At 46.7% G+C, this 20184-nt stretch carries 9 protein-coding genes; 3 read left to right on the forward strand and 6 right to left on the reverse strand.

The annotated features are described in order from the left end of the window. Positions 1–13: 13 nt before the first annotated feature. Both QTP81_RS11000 and QTP81_RS11005 read right to left on the reverse strand, forming a co-directional pair. Positions 14–1945 carry a serine/threonine-protein kinase gene (locus tag QTP81_RS11000; protein ID WP_289365502.1) on the reverse strand — a complete coding sequence of 644 codons (1932 nt, stop codon included), beginning with the start codon at positions 1943–1945 and terminating at the stop codon, positions 14–16. Between the two features lie 19 nt (positions 1946–1964). Then, positions 1965–3293 carry a trypsin-like serine peptidase gene (locus QTP81_RS11005; protein WP_289365504.1) on the reverse strand — a complete coding sequence of 443 codons (1329 nt, stop codon included), beginning with the start codon at positions 3291–3293 and terminating at the stop codon, positions 1965–1967. Positions 3294–3585: 292 nt separating this feature from the next. On the opposite strand from QTP81_RS11005, the gene QTP81_RS11010 reads away from it, so the two are divergent. After that, positions 3586–8727 (forward strand): nSTAND1 domain-containing NTPase, encoded by a 5142-nt coding sequence (locus QTP81_RS11010; protein ID WP_289365506.1) that lies wholly within the window; start codon positions 3586–3588, stop codon positions 8725–8727. Beyond that, entirely contained in the window at positions 8720–12433 is a 3714-nt protein-coding gene (locus QTP81_RS11015) for a tetratricopeptide repeat protein (protein WP_289365507.1), read from the forward strand. The genes QTP81_RS11010 and QTP81_RS11015 overlap by 8 nt, the downstream gene beginning before the upstream one ends. Here QTP81_RS11015 and QTP81_RS11020 read toward each other — a convergent pair whose 3' ends face one another. The 3 genes from QTP81_RS11020 to QTP81_RS11030 all read right to left on the reverse strand — a co-directional run bounded on the left by QTP81_RS11020 (position 12434) and on the right by QTP81_RS11030 (position 18315). Continuing rightward, positions 12434–13504, reverse strand: coding sequence for a hypothetical protein (locus QTP81_RS11020; RefSeq protein ID WP_289365508.1), 1071 nt, complete (start codon positions 13502–13504; stop codon positions 12434–12436). A 56-nt stretch (positions 13505–13560) separates the two neighbouring features. Next, on the reverse strand, positions 13561–17004 hold the full coding sequence (locus tag QTP81_RS11025; protein ID WP_289365510.1) for a toll/interleukin-1 receptor domain-containing protein: 3444 nt from the start codon (positions 17002–17004) through the stop codon (positions 13561–13563). A gap of 96 nt (positions 17005–17100) precedes the next feature. Continuing rightward, positions 17101–18315, reverse strand: coding sequence for an EAL and HDOD domain-containing protein (locus QTP81_RS11030; RefSeq protein WP_289365645.1), 1215 nt, complete (start codon positions 18313–18315; stop codon positions 17101–17103). Positions 18316–18498: 183 nt separating this feature from the next. Here QTP81_RS11030 and QTP81_RS11035 point away from each other — a divergent pair, with 183 nt between their 5' ends. Further along, a complete protein-coding gene (locus tag QTP81_RS11035; protein WP_289365511.1) occupies positions 18499–19428 on the forward strand; it encodes an ATP-grasp domain-containing protein in 930 nt (309 codons plus the stop codon). Positions 19429–19438: 10 nt separating this feature from the next. On the opposite strand, the gene QTP81_RS11040 is transcribed toward QTP81_RS11035, so the two are convergent. Beyond that, complete coding sequence (locus QTP81_RS11040; protein ID WP_289365512.1) at positions 19439–20182, reverse strand: HugZ family pyridoxamine 5'-phosphate oxidase; 744 nt, start codon at positions 20180–20182, stop codon at positions 19439–19441. Positions 20183–20184: the final 2 nt, after the last annotated feature.

The raw sequence follows: 20184 nt of genomic DNA on the forward strand, positions 1-20184 counted from the left end.
ACTCCTATTTGAGTTATTTATTTTCTAAGGCGTTAACAAAATCCATAGCCGTCGGACGCTTTGCTGCATTTGGATGCAATGCGTCTATAAGTAATGACAATATCACAGAATTATTCAATGTGGGCGCCAATACCTTTTTCAGTTTTGCCAATTGAAAGCGATATGCGATCCCACTGGTCGCAACATTGTCGTTAAACGGGTGTGCGCCGAGCAACGCTTCGCAACACACCACCGACAGGGCAAAGATATCCTGGGCGGGACTACTGCGTTTACCTTCCAGTACCTCAGGCGACATGTAGGGCAATGTACCGCTGGCGTCAGATTTGTGCAATTTACTTGATACCGACATCGCATTGCCAAAATCAATCAAATATGCGCGATTATCTTCATCAATTAAGATGTTTTCCGGTTTAATATCACGATGAATAATGCCTTTTTGGTGAGCGTATACCAGCCCGTTGGCAACATCGGACAACACCAAAAGTAAGCGTTCGGTATTCAGCTGCGATATCTGTGCACGTAAATTTTTCCCCTCAACAAATCGAGAGGTTACATAAAATCTAAACTGATCAACCTTGCCATATGACTTAGGCACAATTAACCGTGGGTGATTTAACTGACTGATCAGCTGCAGTTCTGCCTGTAATGACTGCTCTAAGTCCCCCACCATAACAGTGGAGCTTGGGTCGCTAAAATCAAAAATCTTTAGTGCAATCTCACATTGTTTAACCATGTCGTAGGCACGATACACGGTGCCGTACCCACCTTTGCCTAACTTATCAATCACTAAAAAGCCATTCTCTGCGCGGCTGTAATCATCGGCGATTGCGACACTGTGTTTTATTTCTAGACCCGCGGGCAAATCAAATTGAATGGCAAGTTGGTCGGCGACTTCTAATAAACGACGATTGTGTGTCTCTGTAGCCACCTGCTTAGCATTCATCAGCATCTGTGCCGCTTCTGTTTGTTGCTCGAGTTTGTGATGGGCATAGACTTGTTGAATTCGACAACGCCACAAATGCGGAAGCAAAGCGTGCTTAGTAAAATACACTTCTGCCTCGCGTAAATAATCAAGTGCTTGCTGCGGCTCATGATTAACCAGATAGGCACCCAAAGCCGCCATATATGCTGCACTTTGCCACTCACTGCCATCCATGATCTGTTCTATTTGTGCTTTAATAGTGGATAACGAACTGCTATTTGCGTGAAAATCGAGTAAGCGCAGTTTCAGCAGTAATACCAGAAACTGCGTGTAGGTACTGACTTGCTCAGTGTGAATATTAGCTAAACTTGCTACCGCTTGATCATACTGATTAAGCTCACAATGACACTGGGCTACTTCTACACCTAGTTTTGCAAGTGAATCGTGATCGAGAATCGTCCGCCCCTGCTCAGTGGCTAGCGAGAAAAACGCCAATGCCTTTTGATAGTCATTGCGCTCCCAATTAATGTGTCCCAGTTTAGACCAACTCGCCTGTTGAGCTTCTGGGTAATCGATACTAGCCAGCAATGCAATTGCCAACATTAAGTCATCAGTTGCAGCAAGTGTCTGTCCCATCCATGCGAACAAGGTACTGCGCTCAAGCAACACTTCAATTCGCCAAATCACCTTTTGCTGGTTTTCAGCGAGTTTTTCAGCGGCGAGAAAGCTTGCCATCGCTCGCGTGCGACGGCTAGCGCGATTGAGTAAGATACCACTAAGGTATAAACACAGAAACTCGACAAATACCGGCTGTTGGGTCGCTTTCACCTGCGTCAACGCCGTTAGCGCAGCTTTGGGGTTAGTTCGCTCCAGTACCGACACAAGTGCCACGTGGAGCGGCTCTAGAGCATCTTTTAGATGCTGCTTACACCACAGCTCCACGGCAGCATTATCCGACCGACGCAGGGCTTTAAATAAGCTCAAAACCTGATCATCGGAGGGTGTCTGAACACCTACATTCATATTAATGTCAGTTAAACGACTAATTACAGACTAACCTCAAGGTGTAATTTTGCTCGCTAAAATTGACTTGTTGCATACCGTAGTTCTTGTCGTACATAACAACATTTACGTCATCGCCTTCCCAGCTGCGGTTACTGTTAAACGCAGTGAAATAGAAGTAACTAGAACTCATTTGGAAATCGATATCTTCATTGTAGGACTTGTCCCAAAAGCCGCGATTCACCCATTGCCCTTGGAGGTTCTTAAACCGCACTGCAATCCACACATTTTCGTTACATTTATTCACTACGCTAAACGACTTTAAGTTATCCAAATGTCCCGTAGTGTTTTGATTCAACCGTTGATGATAGGTGTTTTCATCAACAACATCCTGTTTCCAGCGGCGGATCATATCAACAGCGTATTGATTGAGTGCTTGATTGTAGTTACCAACGTCATTCCAATCACCGCGAGCAAACGCTGTTCTATTGCCATTTGCATCGGTAATAAAGTTTTCAGCGCGCGCATTTTGAAATGAACGAACCGACGTTATGTAATAATCGTCGTTAAAAAATCCACTGCCACTTGAGCCAGGTTGAGAGTCGCAGTATGACTGGACTAACTCATAATTGCCCATGGGTTCGTCAATGGTGCGGTAGAAACAGGTATCACCCCACATTTCGTTATCTTTATCGCCCGAATAGCCCATGTAGTGGGTTTTGTATTCAGGCAGAATGTAAACTAACTCATCAATAGCTTCATTGATGTATTTATCGCGCATGGATGATTGACTGCCAGCTTGTGAAGCCGCGTCTCGTAAATAGTCATTTACTTGGTCAAGACTCTCTGGGGTAGTGTAATTAACGACTTGATAGCCTAACCATCCCAATCTGTTGCCTGCGGGCTCTTTTAGACGCAGCACCGCAAGGTCACCCACACCAAATTCCTTCTTGACCATGTAATCGCGCGGCAAATAGATATCAGTTACTGCGTATAAACCGAATGGAAAGTTACTGCCCACTCGACCGGGTGCGAAAAACACACGTAATTTAAAACCATTGTCGTGATCGTAGACACAATGGGCTGCCGTCAGAACATGATACTCACCGATCAGCGACGCACTGCACGTGCTACCGTCCATAACTAATTGGCCGAGGGCCGTATGAGGGTAACTGGTGGTGTCCCATTGCTTCTCTCTATCATCGTCACCGATTACCGCAAAGTCAGGCTTTTCGGTGGCATCAGCACTAAAATGAGCATCGACCGTGATTGATTTTGGAATATAAGCATCCCCCTCTTTAGCGACCGGCAACGCTGCAACACTTGCAGACATCACCATACTACCGAACAACACACCAAGCTTCTTCATCGCACCCCTCGCCTTATGAACATTGCGTTTTTTTATAGCTAAAATAGTAGCCTAAATATGAAACTATGATTTGATAATGACACATTCTAAAGCTGAATTCATTAACTCAAAATGAATGAATAAAAAGCACAAGAAGGGATGCCATCTTGTATCGTTTAGGAACTACGACGTCGTTGATAAACCAGGCCCCAAATTGTCATAGCTCGGAAAATTTGCTTATATTGTAATCATCTGGGGAGACGTAGTTGCTGTATTTCTGATAGTAGCGCGCACAACAATAAGGCAAAAGTCCGTGTCGAAGATATTTATCAGCCATTCCAGTGCGAATAACTTTGAAGCGTTAGCCGTTCAAGAGTGGTTGCTGGGACAAGGTTGGGATGAGTTATTCCTTGACCTCGATCCAAAGCGCGGTATAGCCGCTGGAGAGCGCTGGGAACGTTCACTCCACGAGGCCGCTAATCGTTGTGACGCCGTATTATTTTGTGTTACCGAAAAATGGTTGGAATCTGAGTGGTGCCGCAAAGAGTATCGCTTAGCTCGACGTCTCAATAAACAGTTATTCGGCTTGCTTATGGAAGAGCTCGATATTGGCAATCTGCCTGAAGAGCTCACCAGTACGTGGCAACTTGTTGAACTGGCCACCGGTACAGACCATGAAATTCACCGCGTCGTCCACCCGTATACCAATGAAGAACGTCACGTTCATTTTTCCAAACAAGGTCTCACTCGACTACATACCGGATTAGTAAAAGCGGGTTTAGATCCTAAGTTTTTTGAATGGCCACCATCTAGCGACCCATTTCGCCCGCCCTATCGCGGGTTGTTGCCGATGGAGTCCTGCGATGCGGGTATATTCTTCGGTCGCGAGGCACCAACTATAGAACTACTGGCGCGACTGCGTGGTTTAAAAGAGCTTCCCCCGCCTCGGTTCATGGTTATTTTAGGCGCATCGGGCGCGGGTAAATCATCATTTTTACGTGCCGGTATCATGCCGCGATTGTCGCGCGACGAACGTCATTTTGTCCCGTTACCCATCATGCGACCTGAAAATGCAGCGATTACTGGCGATTCAGGCTTGGCGAATACCTTACTCGAGTGTTTTTCTGCTAGTCAGATCTCGACAAACCGAGCAGCATTGCGCGAACTCGTATTAAACGCAGGTGAATCTGCAACTCACTTTACCCAATTGATGACCTTATTGTGTGATTACTACAGCGAGAAAACCAAAGCGGTTGCGTTGTTTGATAGCGCCCAAAAGCCCGCATTGATTTTGAGTATTGATCAGGCAGAAGAGCTTTTCATGGGGGAAGGCGAAGTTGAAGCTGACAAACTGTTGGAGCTGTTAAAGCGTTTGGCGGTGCAGGATGAACTCCCAATCATTGTACTTTTTACTATCCGCTCGGACAGCTACGAAACACTGCAAGCCTATAAGACCTTTTCGGATGTCTCGCAGCAGACATTTAGTCTAGCACCTATGCCCAAAGGCGCTTATCAAGAGGTCATTGAAGGCCCGGCGAAGCGGATGAATGAGTCTGGCAACCCATTAGACATAGAACCTGCTTTAACTGAAGCTCTATTGAAGGACCTCGATGAAGGTAGTGGTAAAGATGCGTTGCCATTACTCGCGTTCACATTAGAGCGCCTGCACAAAGACTATGGTGCCGACGGTGACCTTACACTTGCAGAATATCACGATTTGGGCGGCATCAACGGTGCGATTACCGCAGCGACCGAGGAAGTCTTTCAGCGCGCCTTAAAAGACTCGCGTTTACCCAGTGACAGAAGTGCGTTAGAGGCATTGATGCGGCGCGCTATTGTGCCTTGGTTAGCCGGTATTGATCCAGAAACACAAGCACCTCGTCGTCGCATTGCGCGAATGTCTGAGATCCCTTCAGAGGCACATCCGTTAGTCGAACTCTTAGTGGAACAGCGCCTACTGTCAACGGATATCAATACAGAGAAAGAGATCACCGTAGAACCCGCCCACGAGGCGTTGTTAAGGCAATGGGGTTTACTGAAAGGTTGGTTGGAAGACGATTTTGCCGCATTGATGGTACTTGAATCACTGCAGCGAGCGACACGCGATTGGCTCGCTAACAACAGTGCGGACGATTGGTTGAACCACACCGCCGGTCGACTTGAAGATGCTGAAGCTCTGCGTGCGCGCACAGATATGGCGAATTTCTTCTCGAGTAGCGATGACGCATACTTGCACGAGTGCCGCAAACGCGAAGACGCGATCAAAAACAAAGCATTGAACGAAGCCAAGCAACTCGCTGAAGCTAAAGAAAAAGAAGCCATGGCACAAAAACGCGCAGCGGAGCTAACGCGCAAGGGTTTAATTGTTGCTTCGTTGCTACTGGTCATTGCTATTTTTGCTGGTTGGCAAGCGTTTGAGCAAAAGGATGAAGCAGAATTCGCGCGTGAAGAAGCGCAGCAGGCACTTGCTGTATCGCTGGCGGCACAAGCCGACACATTTGCCGATCGCGATGAAAAAGACAAAGCTCTGCTGTACTACAAAGAATCACTCAAGCGCAACTTTACTCCGCAAGTCGAGACTAAAACTTGGCAGCTACTCAATCAAATGCCGCTCGCTGTAGCCCAAGCGACGACTGGGTTAGAGCCCACCTGGGCGATGCTATCTTTAGCTGAGCGCGGCGTCGCCCTTGTCGGCAGCGATCTAGGAGGCTTATATGTGATCACGACAACAGATAAAGGACTTGCATTTGAACATCACAAAACCAGCCAGTATGCAATTTCTGCTTTGGCGGCATCTGCTGATGGTCAGTGGGTTTACGCTGGCGATACCCGAGGAGATATTTGGCAACTCGATTTTGACGAAGACAATAAACTTAGAGCTACGCGCATTCTATCCGACTCTGACAATGATCAGATCCGCGCTTTAGCGGTGCATGAAGACGGACAATTACTGGCATTAGGCCTATATACCGGTGAAGTCATGCTGTACTCCAATGCGGACAATAGTAAATCAACGATATACGCCGACCCCGCTGAAAATGACATCTATGCACTTCAGTTTGTTTCAGACACTTCAGAGCAACTTTTTATTGGCCACAGCGGTAATACTTTGGTTGAGCTAAGTGGAGACAACTACACCGAGGTCAGTATTCACGATGTAGGTGTTAATGCCGGTCGTCAGTTTTTCCCATCCGGCAACAACCTTTACTTTCTCTCACAAAATGCGCTAACCGTGTGGAACACTGAAACGAGTGAAATCGAACAATCGATTATTATCGATGAGCCAATGCACAACACTGCGATGCTTGAATATGACGGCTCAATTTTTATCGGCGGTTATAATGGCGAACTGCTAAAAGTCGATAAAGACAGCCTCAAAATACTGCGACAAACGCAATTAAAACCCAGTTGGTTGCAAGCCTTAGTGACGATTGATGATGGCCTATTGGTGTTCAATGACAAGGGCCGTGCGTTCGAAATCGATCCAAGCTCTTTGAATACGCGACTTGCCACACCAGGTAGAACGGTTGAGGATGTTGTGGTCGCCGCCAGTGAGGCAGCGGTGTTTGTTGGTTCAAACGAAATGCTCTATCGCTATGACAGTGAATCGTTAACCCCCAAAGCTGCCGTCACAGCTCATTTAGATAATATTAATGCTGTCGCAATCAGTCCGTCTGGAGATTTTGTTGCAACCACATCCGAAGATGAGACGGTTAAAATATGGCGTACCAACGATTTGACGCTGGCTCACGAGTTTAGCGCGTTTGAAGGAGCGACAACGAGTGCATTTTATGCCACTGAAAATACGCTACTTATTGGCGACGAACGCGGTCACCTAAGCGCAATTGACATCTCTGAGCAAACAGTCAATTACCAGGCAAGTTTGCATCATAGCAGGGTTAACTCGATATCGATGGTGATCAACCCACAACATACTTATGCGCTGAATGCATCGGGTACTGTAGTCATCTCAGTGAGTGGTAATGGCAGAATCGTATTTTCTGATTTAGCCACCGGTACCGCAGTACGTGCAATGCAACTCAGTGACTCCAAATACTCCATTAATGATTCCGCATTTGACCCACAAGGTGGTGCTATGGCGATTGCATTAGATAGCGGTAAAGTGTGTGTATGGGAGCATAGCTACACCGAAGAGTACTTGTATCAAAGTGTGACCTTTGGCGATGATGACTTAAACTGCTTACAACTTCACACCGACAGTATTGAGTCGGTAGTCCATGCCAGTGATCGTTGGCTAGCGGGTGCCGCCAACGGTGAATTGATTGAGTTCAACAGCGAATCACTGCTGCGAACATTTCCCGTGCACAAAGACGCTATTACGCAATTAGACTGGAATGCCCCTAGCCAGACCTTGATCACTGCAGCTGATGACACTCGGCTCAAAATGTGGCGTTTACCCGCGCAAAACCATACACCGTTGCCAGAGTCGATTGAGGCCCTGAACGGTAATTTATACGACACATTGTTACTGGATAACGAAATGTTAATTGCTGGTGGTTTTCAGCTCAACCGAGTGTACACCATGCCTCTAGGCGGATGGTATTCCGGTGAACTGTATGGTTTTTATGAATCTAGTGCGGTAGGTGGTAATCAGTTTTACGCCCTTGCAGCGAATGAGCAGTACATCGCTTTTGGGGGACAAAATGGTTACCTAGCCCTGCAAGACAGAGATTCGGGTAACAATACACTTTTGCCAATAACGCAATCTTACATCCAACATTTGGCTTTTTCAGTCAATACAAGCAAATTGTTCGCTGCATATAACGATGGTCGAGTTGAGATATTTGATACAGATAATCCACTCAATACACCGGTACATTTTTATCAACACGAAAGCGCAGTTACTGGTTTAATCGTCTTGCCTAATAGTCAAAACGTGCTTACATCCGATGTCGATGGCTACATTTATATTTGGAATGAGCTCAGCGGTGAAGTTGTGCAGCAATACAAGCGCCAATTAGGTGTAGGAGGCATCGCGATAAGTTCCGATGGTTCGCTTATCGCCGTCGGCGAAAGCGATGGCACGGTTTCGCTTTACGCAGGCAGTATAGATGAGCAAAAGCTGGTATGGCGTATGCAGTCAATCGACGCCATATACGGCCTATTGTTTTCTCAGGCTGACGATACACTTGTTGTTTACAGCCGCAACCAAGTCAGCTTTATTAATGTAAACAACGGCACCCGTTACTTCGAGTCTGAGGTCAATACCAGCAAGTATTACAACAAAGGCAAGATACACGGAACGCAGTTGGTGATGACCGGCAACAAGGGATTATACGAAAGGTATAACCTGGTCAGTATAAAACCGATTGAAGGGGTTGAGTTGATTCCTGCCATTACTGAAACTATTGATATGGAGCTAAGCCCAAATCAACGGATCCGCGAATTGTCACATCGTATTGAGCTTGTACCGGCAGGAGGCAGTAATGACTAATTCATCGATTTTGACATGGTTAACGTTAGTTGCCTGCCTATTGTTGTCTTCACAGTCATTAGCCGATGACTCTTGTCAGTTTGCGCTCGACGGCGAATGTGACGAACCACATGCTTGTGCTACCGGCACCGATTCAACTGATTGTGGAGTGACCACCTCCGCTGCTGATAGCTGCCAGTATGCCTTTGATGGTGTTTGTGACGAACCCGGGCTATGTCAGTACGGCACAGATTCCACAGATTGCTCCGCGGGAAGCGATATTTATCAACTGGCTCGACGCATACAATTTGAAGTTGATTTGCATGATCTGACTGGCTCAACCGATGTTTTTGCTGAATGGCACGATAGCGAGTACAGCTTACTTATCTGTGGCAATTACTTCCCTAGCCTAGTCGAAGGTTTGTCGCCAGTCCCACAGACAGCACTATTTCAACGCTGCCAATCGATGGGGGGCTGTGATTGTGATATCGAACAAAATAGCTTTCAAGCACTGGCAATGAAACGCAATGCCGACGCAAGTATTGAAACGTTAACGTGGTTCGAAGATGGTCCTGTTCATGATATTTCCAAAGCGACAAATATTGCCGTAGTTGGACACTTGCGCAGTCATACCGGAGCCGCTGGCAACTGGCTTAATGCTCAAGCGCTGCGCGAAACTATCAAGCTGACGCTATTACACCAATACAAAATGGGGGTTGTTCATGATGAACTCATCAATCGACCGGCAAGTCCATTTAGTCCGCAAAAAACCCACCCACACCTGTGGGTTAATGGTCATTTAGTTGATGCCAAAACCAATCAAGCGAAGCGAATGAATGGCCAACCCATTCAGTTAGTGATTGATATGGCCATACACAATAACAACCAACTGATTATAACCACCCATTCAGCCAGCCTAAATCAGCCGGTATCACTGACGGTTTCACTTGAAGAAATTTCCTTGACTGAATTGCGAAAAGTACGCAATTACATAGCGACAACCGCAGGTCAAGCAGGGTTGATGAAGCATGCGCTGACTCCCGACGCCATGAGTTCCTCAATTACAGAATGGCAGCCTTCTGGTCTGTTATCAGTTTACAGCCGCCTTGATGAATTGGCGCCAGGCGTTGAACAGTTTTCACCAGAGTACTTGCAGGAGGCGGCTCGCGCGTGGAATTGGCTGAGTATTCTAAGTAGCCGCATATCGCCTATTTTAGCGCATCAACACGCAGCTACTGCCATCGCCCATGTATTGTTAGCTGCGGATTCAACGGGGCTAACCGCTGATCAAAAAGCCCTAATTGGCTCGGCGCAAGCATCAGCTTACCGTGATTTATTCGCGCTTAATCTGTTGCCAAATACGACGCGTTACCCTGAGATAAACGTATTGCGTACGTTTTCTACAAGCGACTACCTTGCTCCAGAGGAAAAAGGCGATGTGAAGAACTATGAGTTATTTCTGCACGCCTTGCAGTTAATGGAATTTACCCCTCATCGCGATCAAGCTATGCAATCGATGATCGATACTCGCCATGCTGAAGATGGCTTGTTTCTCGATAGTGTTTTAACTGTCTCGTCATTTAATAAAACCAGTATTACCATGCAACTCAACCGCGGCGATTCAGGTTCTGTAACTAGCTATGCATTCTTGTTGTTACTCAACAATGCTCAATTAGATGCCGATTTATCAAGTATCAGTCGGTATTTGGATGCCGGAAACGGTTTCAGTTATGCCGCTGAAATGATGTATTTAATGGAGCAGCAAGCAACTGCTGCGCCCATCCTATTAGCCGACAATAGGCGACAGCAAAGACAGTATCAGCTTCTAAAGGAAGTCACGCATCGCTTGATTTCAGCGTCTAACTACAAACTGTCAATGTGGCGCGCTTGGGGCATGCGAGACAATATGGTAAGCCGCTTGAATGAAGGCTTAGCTGCACTGTTAGAAGTACCTTCGGCAACGCCTGAGTCAGCGCACGCATTTATTACATTTAATCGCTATGCCTCGCGCACTACCGGATGGCAAGGCTCGTATAAAAATAAAATTAAACGCACTGCTATCGATTGGTCAGCCGCCTACCCTGGCGTGCCGTTGTTGAACTATTTAGAAGATCCATTTAATGAACTCGCCGCACAATGGGCAGTCAGTAGTATCGATGCAATCAGGGTAGCAGCCCATATTAAACGATCGGATTTGTTGTTTGGTTCCCCACTTGAGGCTTCTGAGTATTCCGTCCCCGAGGACTATCTGCTCAACTACACCCTCAGTCCCAAATGGTGGCAGTCGGAATTTACCTCAACGCCGATCCCGCAACGGTATGCTGATAATTGGAAAACTGGTCATGAGCTTGCGAAAGCGGTCGCCAAGCGTGACCCACAGCGCGCAATAGCATTATATGAAGCGGTCCTATCCGTACATCAATATCGCCTTGAAGTACCCAGTATGGAGCTTGAAAAGCTCTACGTTGACACAGGACAGCGCAGTAAAGCGATTGAGGTTGTGAAAAAGTTCATTGCCTCTGATCCTCAGGGTTTTCTGGATGTGTCCTCGGCACAACAGCGCCTTGCCGAACATTACATTCACAGTGGTCGTTTTGAAGAAGCATATGCAATTGCTTACCAAGCCAGTAACTCAGGCTCAGCCCGTGGATATCAAACCTTAATCATCAGCGCAGTCTTAGCGAGAAAGTTTGACGTTGCGGAACGCACTATTACCACAATGCAACGCCATTACAGTAGCGCGAGCCCTTACCTCAACCAGTTCCGGACACTGGGACGAGCAGTCGCACAAACGGTTAATTATGAAGACCAATGGCAACAGTTTATCAATTTCATAAACCAACAAAACATAAGCGATATAGCGGCATCTGTTTGGCTACTTCCGTTTTTAAGAGAATTCGATCTGACGGCACGGTTTTTCAGCGAAGACAGTGAGGTGGTGCGCGAGTTAATGGCACGCTCAATCGTCAAAGATTGGTTACCTCAGACGCAAATTCCAGCTACCCAATACCCATGGTTGGCGGATCTTCAACAAATTCAGGTGCTCAAGACAAGCAGCGATGATCCGGTAACTAACACCTCACAACTGCTCGCCATTGACTACACTAAAATTCCTGCGGCTGATGACGTTAAAGATGCCTGGGAAGAGGCCTTCAAGCGACAGATGAGTGACGCCCTATTGCAGAAAACCGCCGCGCAGAATGATGCAGGACTGAAAAGCCTATTAACCGAACTCAAGGGCCACGAGCACTGGCGTGCGTGGACCGACGTACAACGTCCATTAGCATTGATCAACTGGATGATTGAAAAAGAGGCTTCTGCAGCACAAGTCAACCGCTTTATAGCCCAATATGCCGCATTGAATACAAACTGTTACAGCTGTTTGGTATTACAAGCTATTCAAGATATACCCTCGTGGACGGAGAAACTTGCGGTCACTGATATCTATAAAACTGCAGGTCAAGCCGTTTATCTTGCTGTAAGAACGAATAACGTTGCTGCAGCAGAGAACATTCTGACGGCGTTATACAGTTACGCTAACTTAGATATTACCTGCGGCAATCAGACTGCTGTCGCTACCGCAATTCTCGCAACAGGCTCTATAACCAATGCCAAAGCGTGGATGGATGAGCAAGCATTATCCGCCCGCTGTAAAGCCGATGCGGAGTTTGCCCGCTTCGAGCACTATGAACCATTAGCGAACTACATTCGGGCACAAACACAGTGATTATCCCGCTTGTGATTGAAACGCATAAGCTTCATTGAATACGTGAGCAGGATATACTCGATAAGCGGGCCCCCCTTGACTTGATGTAGTATCGTTGCGACCGAAGGTTTCTCGATAGATAAAGTATGTGTCATCGCCCTGCTCCACGTAGCCGACTATCACGACCGCGTGACCAGACATATTGGGAATTGAAAAGCGCCCGATGGCGCTGTCTGTTATCACACCGCCACTGCTAGCAAAACGGATCCTAATCCCAGCATAGATTGGCCCATATTGATGGAGTGCATGTTTAAGTCGTAATGTATGCTCTTTACCGTCATCGCGCACTTCATAAGACGCCTGATAGTCAAATACTTGAACCGTTGTTAGCATCGGCATCTTCGTCGTATCGAGGGTATGCGAAACTCCCGGCAAGACATAATCATCAATTACCAACGTCGTCTGCGGTTGCTGGCTGGCCAATGAAATAATCTCAGCGAAGGCTGGCATGCGATAAGAAATCGGTGTTTGCTCCACGGGGTCCAACTCAAAATCGAGCAACTCATAAGTGTCAGCGAAGGCCTCTTGTTGTGCACGCTGATAATACAAGGCATCCAACGCCCGATGGTCAATCCCCGACTCCTGCTTGCCGCTTAACCAGGAGGTAAAGGGTTGTAAAGACTGACCCACATTTAATGCGTGCCAATTGATAATAGTGGCCGCCGAAATACTCATACACTTGTAATGCCCCATTCGGTTATCGGGGTTATAGACCCACGCCGGCTCGGGTTGATACGTGTTATTGATGTGCTCAATCCATGCTTGGCTTTCTTCTGTGTTGAGGTAAGGCAGTTGGTCAATCACATACGGCAGGACAAACATATTACCAAACGCGTATTCGCTATGGCCTTCTGCTAACCAATTGACCCTCAATGGAATGCCTTGAGCAGCGATCCAAACATCGCTATCGGTCGCGGGTAACTCGATCATCGTGGCCGAATCTTGCGGGGTTTCAATCATTTGCTGAACCGGAAGATGCAGACATCCGGTTAACATAAGCGTCGTAAGTAAACATAAAAAATTGTGTCGCATAACATCGCCGCGTTGACAGAGACGGAGTCATTAATCTGTCAACTCTGCCTCCTCTTTTAACGTCGCAGTAACTCGATATTGTCTTGTAAGGGTTGAACCGTTTGATGAATTTGTAACCCTGTTTCCGTCAATAGATACAAGATACCGGTATCGGTAATATAAAAATTATCATGCGTTGCGACACCTATAGGTAGCTCGTAAGCCACAGTGCAGCTGCGCAAATCCATAACCCATAAGTTGTCGTCTGCTAATGCTAAAAACCCCGAACCAGGAGACATTTGCACTTTCCAAGTGCCAAAACCGGGGGTTTGCGGTATTGGGCACCCCTGTCTTTCCGCAAGAGGAACGATTTCATCGTCAGCATACACATACTTACGGTCATGACTGAGATGACTGTCCCACCAATCGCCTTGAGTAATCGTTTCACTTTTCAAGGTTCCCGCATAATCAAACACTTGCACGTATTTATCGGGCGTTACTACCACTATCTCATCGGCATCATCGGCTAAGAGCATGCGTAAATTCCATTCATCTTGCCACGCAGTTTGAATGTCCTGTATTTGCAAGTCACTGTGTAAGGCCTGATACTCTTTTGGCTTGTCATAGCGTATATCCCACTCCAACAGCGCCGAGTTTGCATGACGCATCGTTGTTACGCTAAGGCCTTGAGCTTGCTTTTCAGCAAATTTTTGCAACGATTTTTGGTCGGGTGATAACCGAAAAAGTGTTATCACCCGTTTATCTGGCTCCTCAGTATGCTCATCAGACGCTGCCACAACGATATGGTTGTCTAAAACCAACACCTCAAACGGCGTATGCGGGGCTGGCAATGGTAAAGCCATTTGCTCAAATGAGCCCAAATCAATCAACTGCAGCACGTCATTATGCAGGTACGCAATGTACTGGCTATTATGGGCTAATTGCTGAATAAAATTAGTTTCCATGGTAAAAATGAGCCGAGAAACACCGGTTTTGGCATCAATTAACTCGATGCTTACTTCACGACGTCGCCACTGATCTAAGTCTTCAGCATTGGGATCGACTCTGCTGATACCGAGGATTTGATTGGGATATAGGTGGAACTCGGGGTATTGGTCAATACCGGATGAATAAAAGGTTTGCATCTCGCTGGGGGCTAACGCATTTGCATAATGCCAGCGATGTTGCCACTCATTCGCATCATTGCCTGTTGTTCGCGCCTCAGTCTCAATCACAAATACAGCTTCCTGTTGCACGTGGACTTGGCTGTCAAACAAATCTAAATCCAGATTCAAGCGCTGCTCTGAGCCTCTAAACGCAAAATTACGAATAGTGCGATCGACAGCGGCATACCAAACCACGCCGCTAGTTGCATCAATCGCAATCTGTTCGATTTGTCCGGCGACATTCGGCAAACGGAGCTGTCGCTTATCCGCATAGATAAAGGATTTGTCGGCGTACAATAATTCGCTATTGTTGTACACAGAGTCAACTGGCTTATTAATATCCGTAGACAAGCTGCCATTTTGGTAGAGTCGAACAGGTTGACTCATCAGCGCTGTGTTTACCGCCGCCTCAGTGATTTCATTCCATGGCTCATCACTGGCATAATCAATGGCAATGATCGGTGATTCGGCTGTTTCGCTTATTGCCCAGGTTTTCAAACAAAATGAGAAATCACTGTCGCGCCGTTTCCACACGCCCACAACTGAATCTGCCTCTCGATTGATACTGATCCGTAAAGCATGACCTGTATTTTCTGCGGCAGGTTGTAGTTCGGCACTGTCACACTGGACTGGGGTATTTGATTGCCAAAGTATTTTAGGTGTCATTGACGACGTTGAATATTGAGCAACTTGTTGGAGGTAACTCTGCTCATCATTCGCATAGCGAATTTGCTGCACCACAAATTGGTCATTATCGATGGCAAAAAAACTGTGTGCACTGGCATCTAACGATGCAGAGAAGCGAACCTCACCGGTTTGGGTGTTAAAGGCATTAAAGCCATATTTCGCGTTATCTTCGCTGTAGTCTTCAGTGCCCACTAGAAAAGTAAGACCATCAGGTGAAAACAATAATTGCTCTTCAGCTCCCCAAAAACCACTGCGGTAACTCAACGAAGCTTTATCAACATTTACATCAACCTCATAAAGGATTTCTCCCGATAAGATATCGATTGTTTTTGTCGTAAAGTAGTCAACGTAATGGGTATCCCAGAAATGATCCTCGGGTGCCGGCTCTTCTTTGCTAACGACTGCCGCACCCACTAATCGTTGACGGTCAGAGGTAACCTGCAATACCATTTGAGCACCAAACTGCCATTCCCTGAGCTTTTCACCCGACTTTGTATACAACACCGCGCGATTATTTTCATCGATTGCTAAAAGGTGGTGCTCATCAATGACTTCGAGCTGTGCAAATCCACTTATATCGGTTTGAATAACCACATTACTTTCGGTTAATGCAACAGCGCGATTCAGTACGGTCGCAGTTCTATCACTTATAGGCCACTCGGGGTTGGCGATGTCTTCAGGTATCGCATCATCAAGACGCTCAAGTGTGCCTTCAACGTTGCCGTCATCCAGATACTCAATTGCTTCGTTGGTTAATCGATTGGCATCGGCAATTTGCCTTTCTTGTAAACGCTCGACGGCGATTTGTTCATTCTCCAGAGCTACCTGACGCTGCATCCAGGCCCAAATTCCCGTTGATATTGCAATAACAGCTAACATCCCAACGGCGGTTAACCAACGACGCAACTTCTTCGCACGCTCTTTCTCTTGCGCGAGCTGATAGGCTTGATCGCGTTTGGTAAGATGTCCCAGTGGAATACCCAAAATACCGGCAATGATTTTCAGTCGCATTAAATTTAATTGCGCGGTGTAAGCTTCCACTTTTGTCGCAATTGCGGTGGTCTCTTCACCCCGCTCTAATAACCAAGAGCGATATGCTTCGGGTGATGTCCAGCCCTGGTAGGGTTTGCCTTGCGCATTGACTCTGAAGTCGGCAGCGATTGGCTCCGCGCGTTTCTCAGTTTGCCCATTTTCGTCATATTCAAATTGCAACGGGACCGGAAAACACTCATCTTGCGGACTAAAACCCAGTGCTTCCTTGCTGGTATCCCAGCTAGTGTTGGGCTCCCCTTCGATGATGGCGGCAATGATCCGGTCGGAACGCCCCAGTTGCTTAAAATAACGAATTTCATCTGCAACATATGTCGACTGCACCGCGTTAGGCGAACACAACACAATCAATGTCTCTGTATGGTCCAGGGCGAGTGTTATCGCATTACCCAGGTCGGCATGCGCAGGTAGTTCTTCTTCATCGCGAAAAATAGGGAAAATCCGGGCCGGAATTTCTTCACCACGCTGATTCTTAGTGCCAACCAGATCATCCGGCACTTCATAGGTTTCAATCGCTTGATGTAACCAGGTAGCCCACTGCCGCCCCGCCGCTTTGTTATCTGCATGCCGATAACTGATAAAGGCGCGATACGTTCTACCCAATACTTCTGTTGTCATGGCAATCGTTCCTTAGTCGTGGCGGCAGCTTTAATTATTTACTAATCAGTAACGCTATCAAACACTTAGTAGGATAACAAATAAACGCGTTTACGCTTACGAGGGAAGGTTTCGCAGTACTTCGTCAGCCCAAACCAAACTTTTTTGATAACTGTGAATAAACGCAAACTTCTGCTCATCGCTCATACGCTCAAATACACTGCTATCGAATCGTTCATAGCCGATCGTGTCGTTGAGTAATTGCCCCATAAAGTTATCTTGTGTCAGTAACGCTCTTTTAACCTCATCATCGAGGGTCAGCTGCTGAATCACGGTCCCTTGCTCAGTCCCGAAAATGGCATCAACACCGGAAAGAATACCCGTGAGAAAACACCCTGACACATCTATGTCGGGTTGCTCCTTCGCCTGCCGCTCACCAATCAATGCTAAGGTTTTCGCTCGCACCAACAACTGCCTAAACAGTTCTTGAGGACTATCTGAGGCCGAAACCAGTGACAATATAATCGCCCATTGTTTAACGACATTAAGACCGAGAATAACAACGGCTTCTCGAACGCTTTTTACTTCCCGTACCAATTGATACAAAGGGCAATTGATTAGACGTAATATCTTTACCGTTAGGATAGGATCTAAAGAGATCAATTGCGCAACCTCTTCGGTTTCAATATCGGGCCGAGATAATTCCGACACTAGACGCAATGCCGCTTGCTGATTGGTTTCTAATTTTTTGCCGTGGATGGGTTTGGGCCTTTCTAAGTGATAACCTTGAAATAAATCAAAGCCCAGTGCTTTGCAGCGCTCAAACTCCTCTTCTGATTCAATTTTTTCAGCCAACAATAAGCAGTTTGATAACTGCAACTCAGGTAGCTTGCTCGCCATTAACGCCCAATCAATCCCCATCACATCAATTTTCAGAATGCTTAGATACTTGAAAAAGGGCGTTTTGTTGGGCTCAAACACAAAATCATCAAGCGCAAACTTAAATCCAGCTTGTGCCAGTTTGCGCACCCTATTCACGATTTCAGGTGTGGGTTCAACGGTTTCTAGAATTTCGAAAATGACATTATCTAGCGGCGTGTGAAACAAGTTGTCATCGAGTAAAAATTGCTCATCAACGTTGAGTAATAAAGGTTTACCGGCATTGAGGTTCTCTTCTAAAATGCAGGTGCACATATGGTCGAGCAATTCGATAGATGCCAAATGAGCCGCATTGGGATCGTCACTGCCCAACCTAGCACCGCGATATAAGAACTCAAAGCCATACAGCTCGTGCTCAGCTGTAAATATCGATTGTCTGGCAAACAACGGCATATTCGACACGTCACACTCTCCTTACTGGTTAATGCTGATTTGCATCTTTCAGCATAGTTCAGATTACATGTCACAGCTTCGTAGTTTTTAACCTCGCGAAGCACACACTGTGGTTGGCTTGATCTTTAATTAGGCTAACAGTCTATTTACACTAGCATTTTGATTAGAAAGACTAGGCGAAAAATGAGCAAGATTTACGTAATTCACGAAAACAATGAATGGACTGATCATCTCGTCGCGCGTTTGCAAGAACTTGCGCTGGACTATGAACTCTGGCATTTAGACGAAGGCGAGATTGACCTGTCTCAACCACCCCCTGAAGGCGTGTTTTACAATCGTATCAGTGCCTCATCTCACACCCGTGATCACCGCTTTGCACCTGAATTTACAGAAGCGGTTTTAGCCTGGCTGGAGCGGCATGGTAGAACAGTGATTAATGGCAGCCGCGCATTGCGTTTAGAAGTCAGTAAGGTCAATCAATATATGGCGCTAAACCAAGCCGGTATCGCAACCCCCAAAACGATTGCCGCCGTTGGAAAATCTCATATCATTGCAGCGGCCAAATCCTTTGCAGGCGAAAGCTTTATAACCAAACACAACCGCGCGGGTAAAGGCCAAGGGGTTTATCTTTTTGAAGATGTCGATGCATTGCAGAACTATCTGGATAGCCCACAGTTTGATCAACCCGTTGATGGAATTACCCTTATCCAGCAATACATCAAAGCACCAGAGCCTTATATAGTGCGCCACGAATTTATCAACGGAAAATTCTTCTATGGGGTTCGGGTTGATACCTCCGCTGGGTTTGAATTATGTCCAGCCGATGTGTGCAGTATCGAAGACCAAATGTGCCCGACTGATGGCCCGTCTAGCGCGCCAAAAGCCAAGTTTGAAATTCTTACCGATTATCGGCCAGATTTTATCAACACCTATGAACGCTTTTTAGCCGCAAACAATATTCAGGTTGCCGGAATTGAAACTATCTGGGATGCCGATGGCAAGAGCTACGCCTACGACGTTAATACCAATACAAACTACAATTCCAGCGCAGAGGCAGTCGCAGGACAATACGCGATGCTTGCACTGGCCCGTTATCTTCAGAGTCTGGGTTAACCCCGAACGTTTATACTGCAGCCTCTAGCTCTGGCTGAACGCCACGCGCCTTTTTTGTTAGCACAACCATTGCGTGGCGTAAATCACTGGGTTGCTGCAGTTCTTGCTCATAGGGAATGAACAGCGTTTTCACACCGTTGGATAAATGAAAACCTTCCTGAAAGATACTTAGCATTTGCGGCTCGCTAGTGCTGTTAGATTGCATCGCGTGCTGATAGATTTCCTGCAACGCGTCCATGTGGTCGTCATGCATGTGCTCGATGGCACCTAACTCGTTTGCACTCATATCAATAAAGCTATCGCGCCACATATCTTCGGCAAACCAAAAGATCTCGCCAAAACCACCGATGTAACGCACACGTGTTGTCTTAATGGTGTAGAACCTAAAGTCATGCGCCTTTTTATAGGCTCGCGCCTGTGGGAATAAGCGATAATAACGCTCGATATCCGCATCACTCACAGTGTCGGCTTCAGCCAAGCCCAATATCGTCACGCGAGCGGTCGCTTGAGAATCCTCGGCACTACCGTCGTTGATGCATAGACTCACTTTGGGATCAGCCTTCATATTGCGAGCATGTTGCGCAATATCTGAGGCATAGATCACCAAGTCCCCATTGCCAAGCAACATAAAAGGCGTAACTGAACCAAAGGGGTAACCGGCAACCGAGATACTTATCGTCGATAAGATCCCGCTGTGTTGATTGCGCATTAACATGCGTGCGTCGCGGATAGCTGTAGTAACTTTTTCTGACATAT

The organism is Neoalteromonas arenosi (assembly GCF_030362855.1).
GTDB classification, from domain to species: Bacteria; Pseudomonadota; Gammaproteobacteria; order Enterobacterales; family Alteromonadaceae; genus Alteromonas_E; species Alteromonas_E arenosi.

Excerpts from the sequence above, each read along its gene's own strand:
- QTP81_RS11015 (WP_289365507.1), top strand. The coding sequence starts at position 8,720 with ATGACTAATTCATCGATTTTGACATGGTTAACGTTAGTTGCCTGCCTA.
- QTP81_RS11020 (WP_289365508.1), bottom strand. The coding sequence starts at position 13,504 with ATGCGACACAATTTTTTATGTTTACTTACGACGCTTATGTTAACCGGA.
- QTP81_RS11035 (WP_289365511.1), top strand. The coding sequence starts at position 18,499 with ATGAGCAAGATTTACGTAATTCACGAAAACAATGAATGGACTGATCAT.
- QTP81_RS11005 (WP_289365504.1), bottom strand. The coding sequence starts at position 3,293 with ATGAAGAAGCTTGGTGTGTTGTTCGGTAGTATGGTGATGTCTGCAAGT.
- QTP81_RS11030 (WP_289365645.1), bottom strand. The coding sequence starts at position 18,315 with ATGCCGTTGTTTGCCAGACAATCGATATTTACAGCTGAGCACGAGCTG.
- QTP81_RS11040 (WP_289365512.1), bottom strand. The coding sequence starts at position 20,182 with ATGTCAGAAAAAGTTACTACAGCTATCCGCGACGCACGCATGTTAATG.
- QTP81_RS11000 (WP_289365502.1), bottom strand. The coding sequence starts at position 1,945 with ATGAATGTAGGTGTTCAGACACCCTCCGATGATCAGGTTTTGAGCTTA.
- QTP81_RS11025 (WP_289365510.1), bottom strand. The coding sequence starts at position 17,004 with ATGACAACAGAAGTATTGGGTAGAACGTATCGCGCCTTTATCAGTTAT.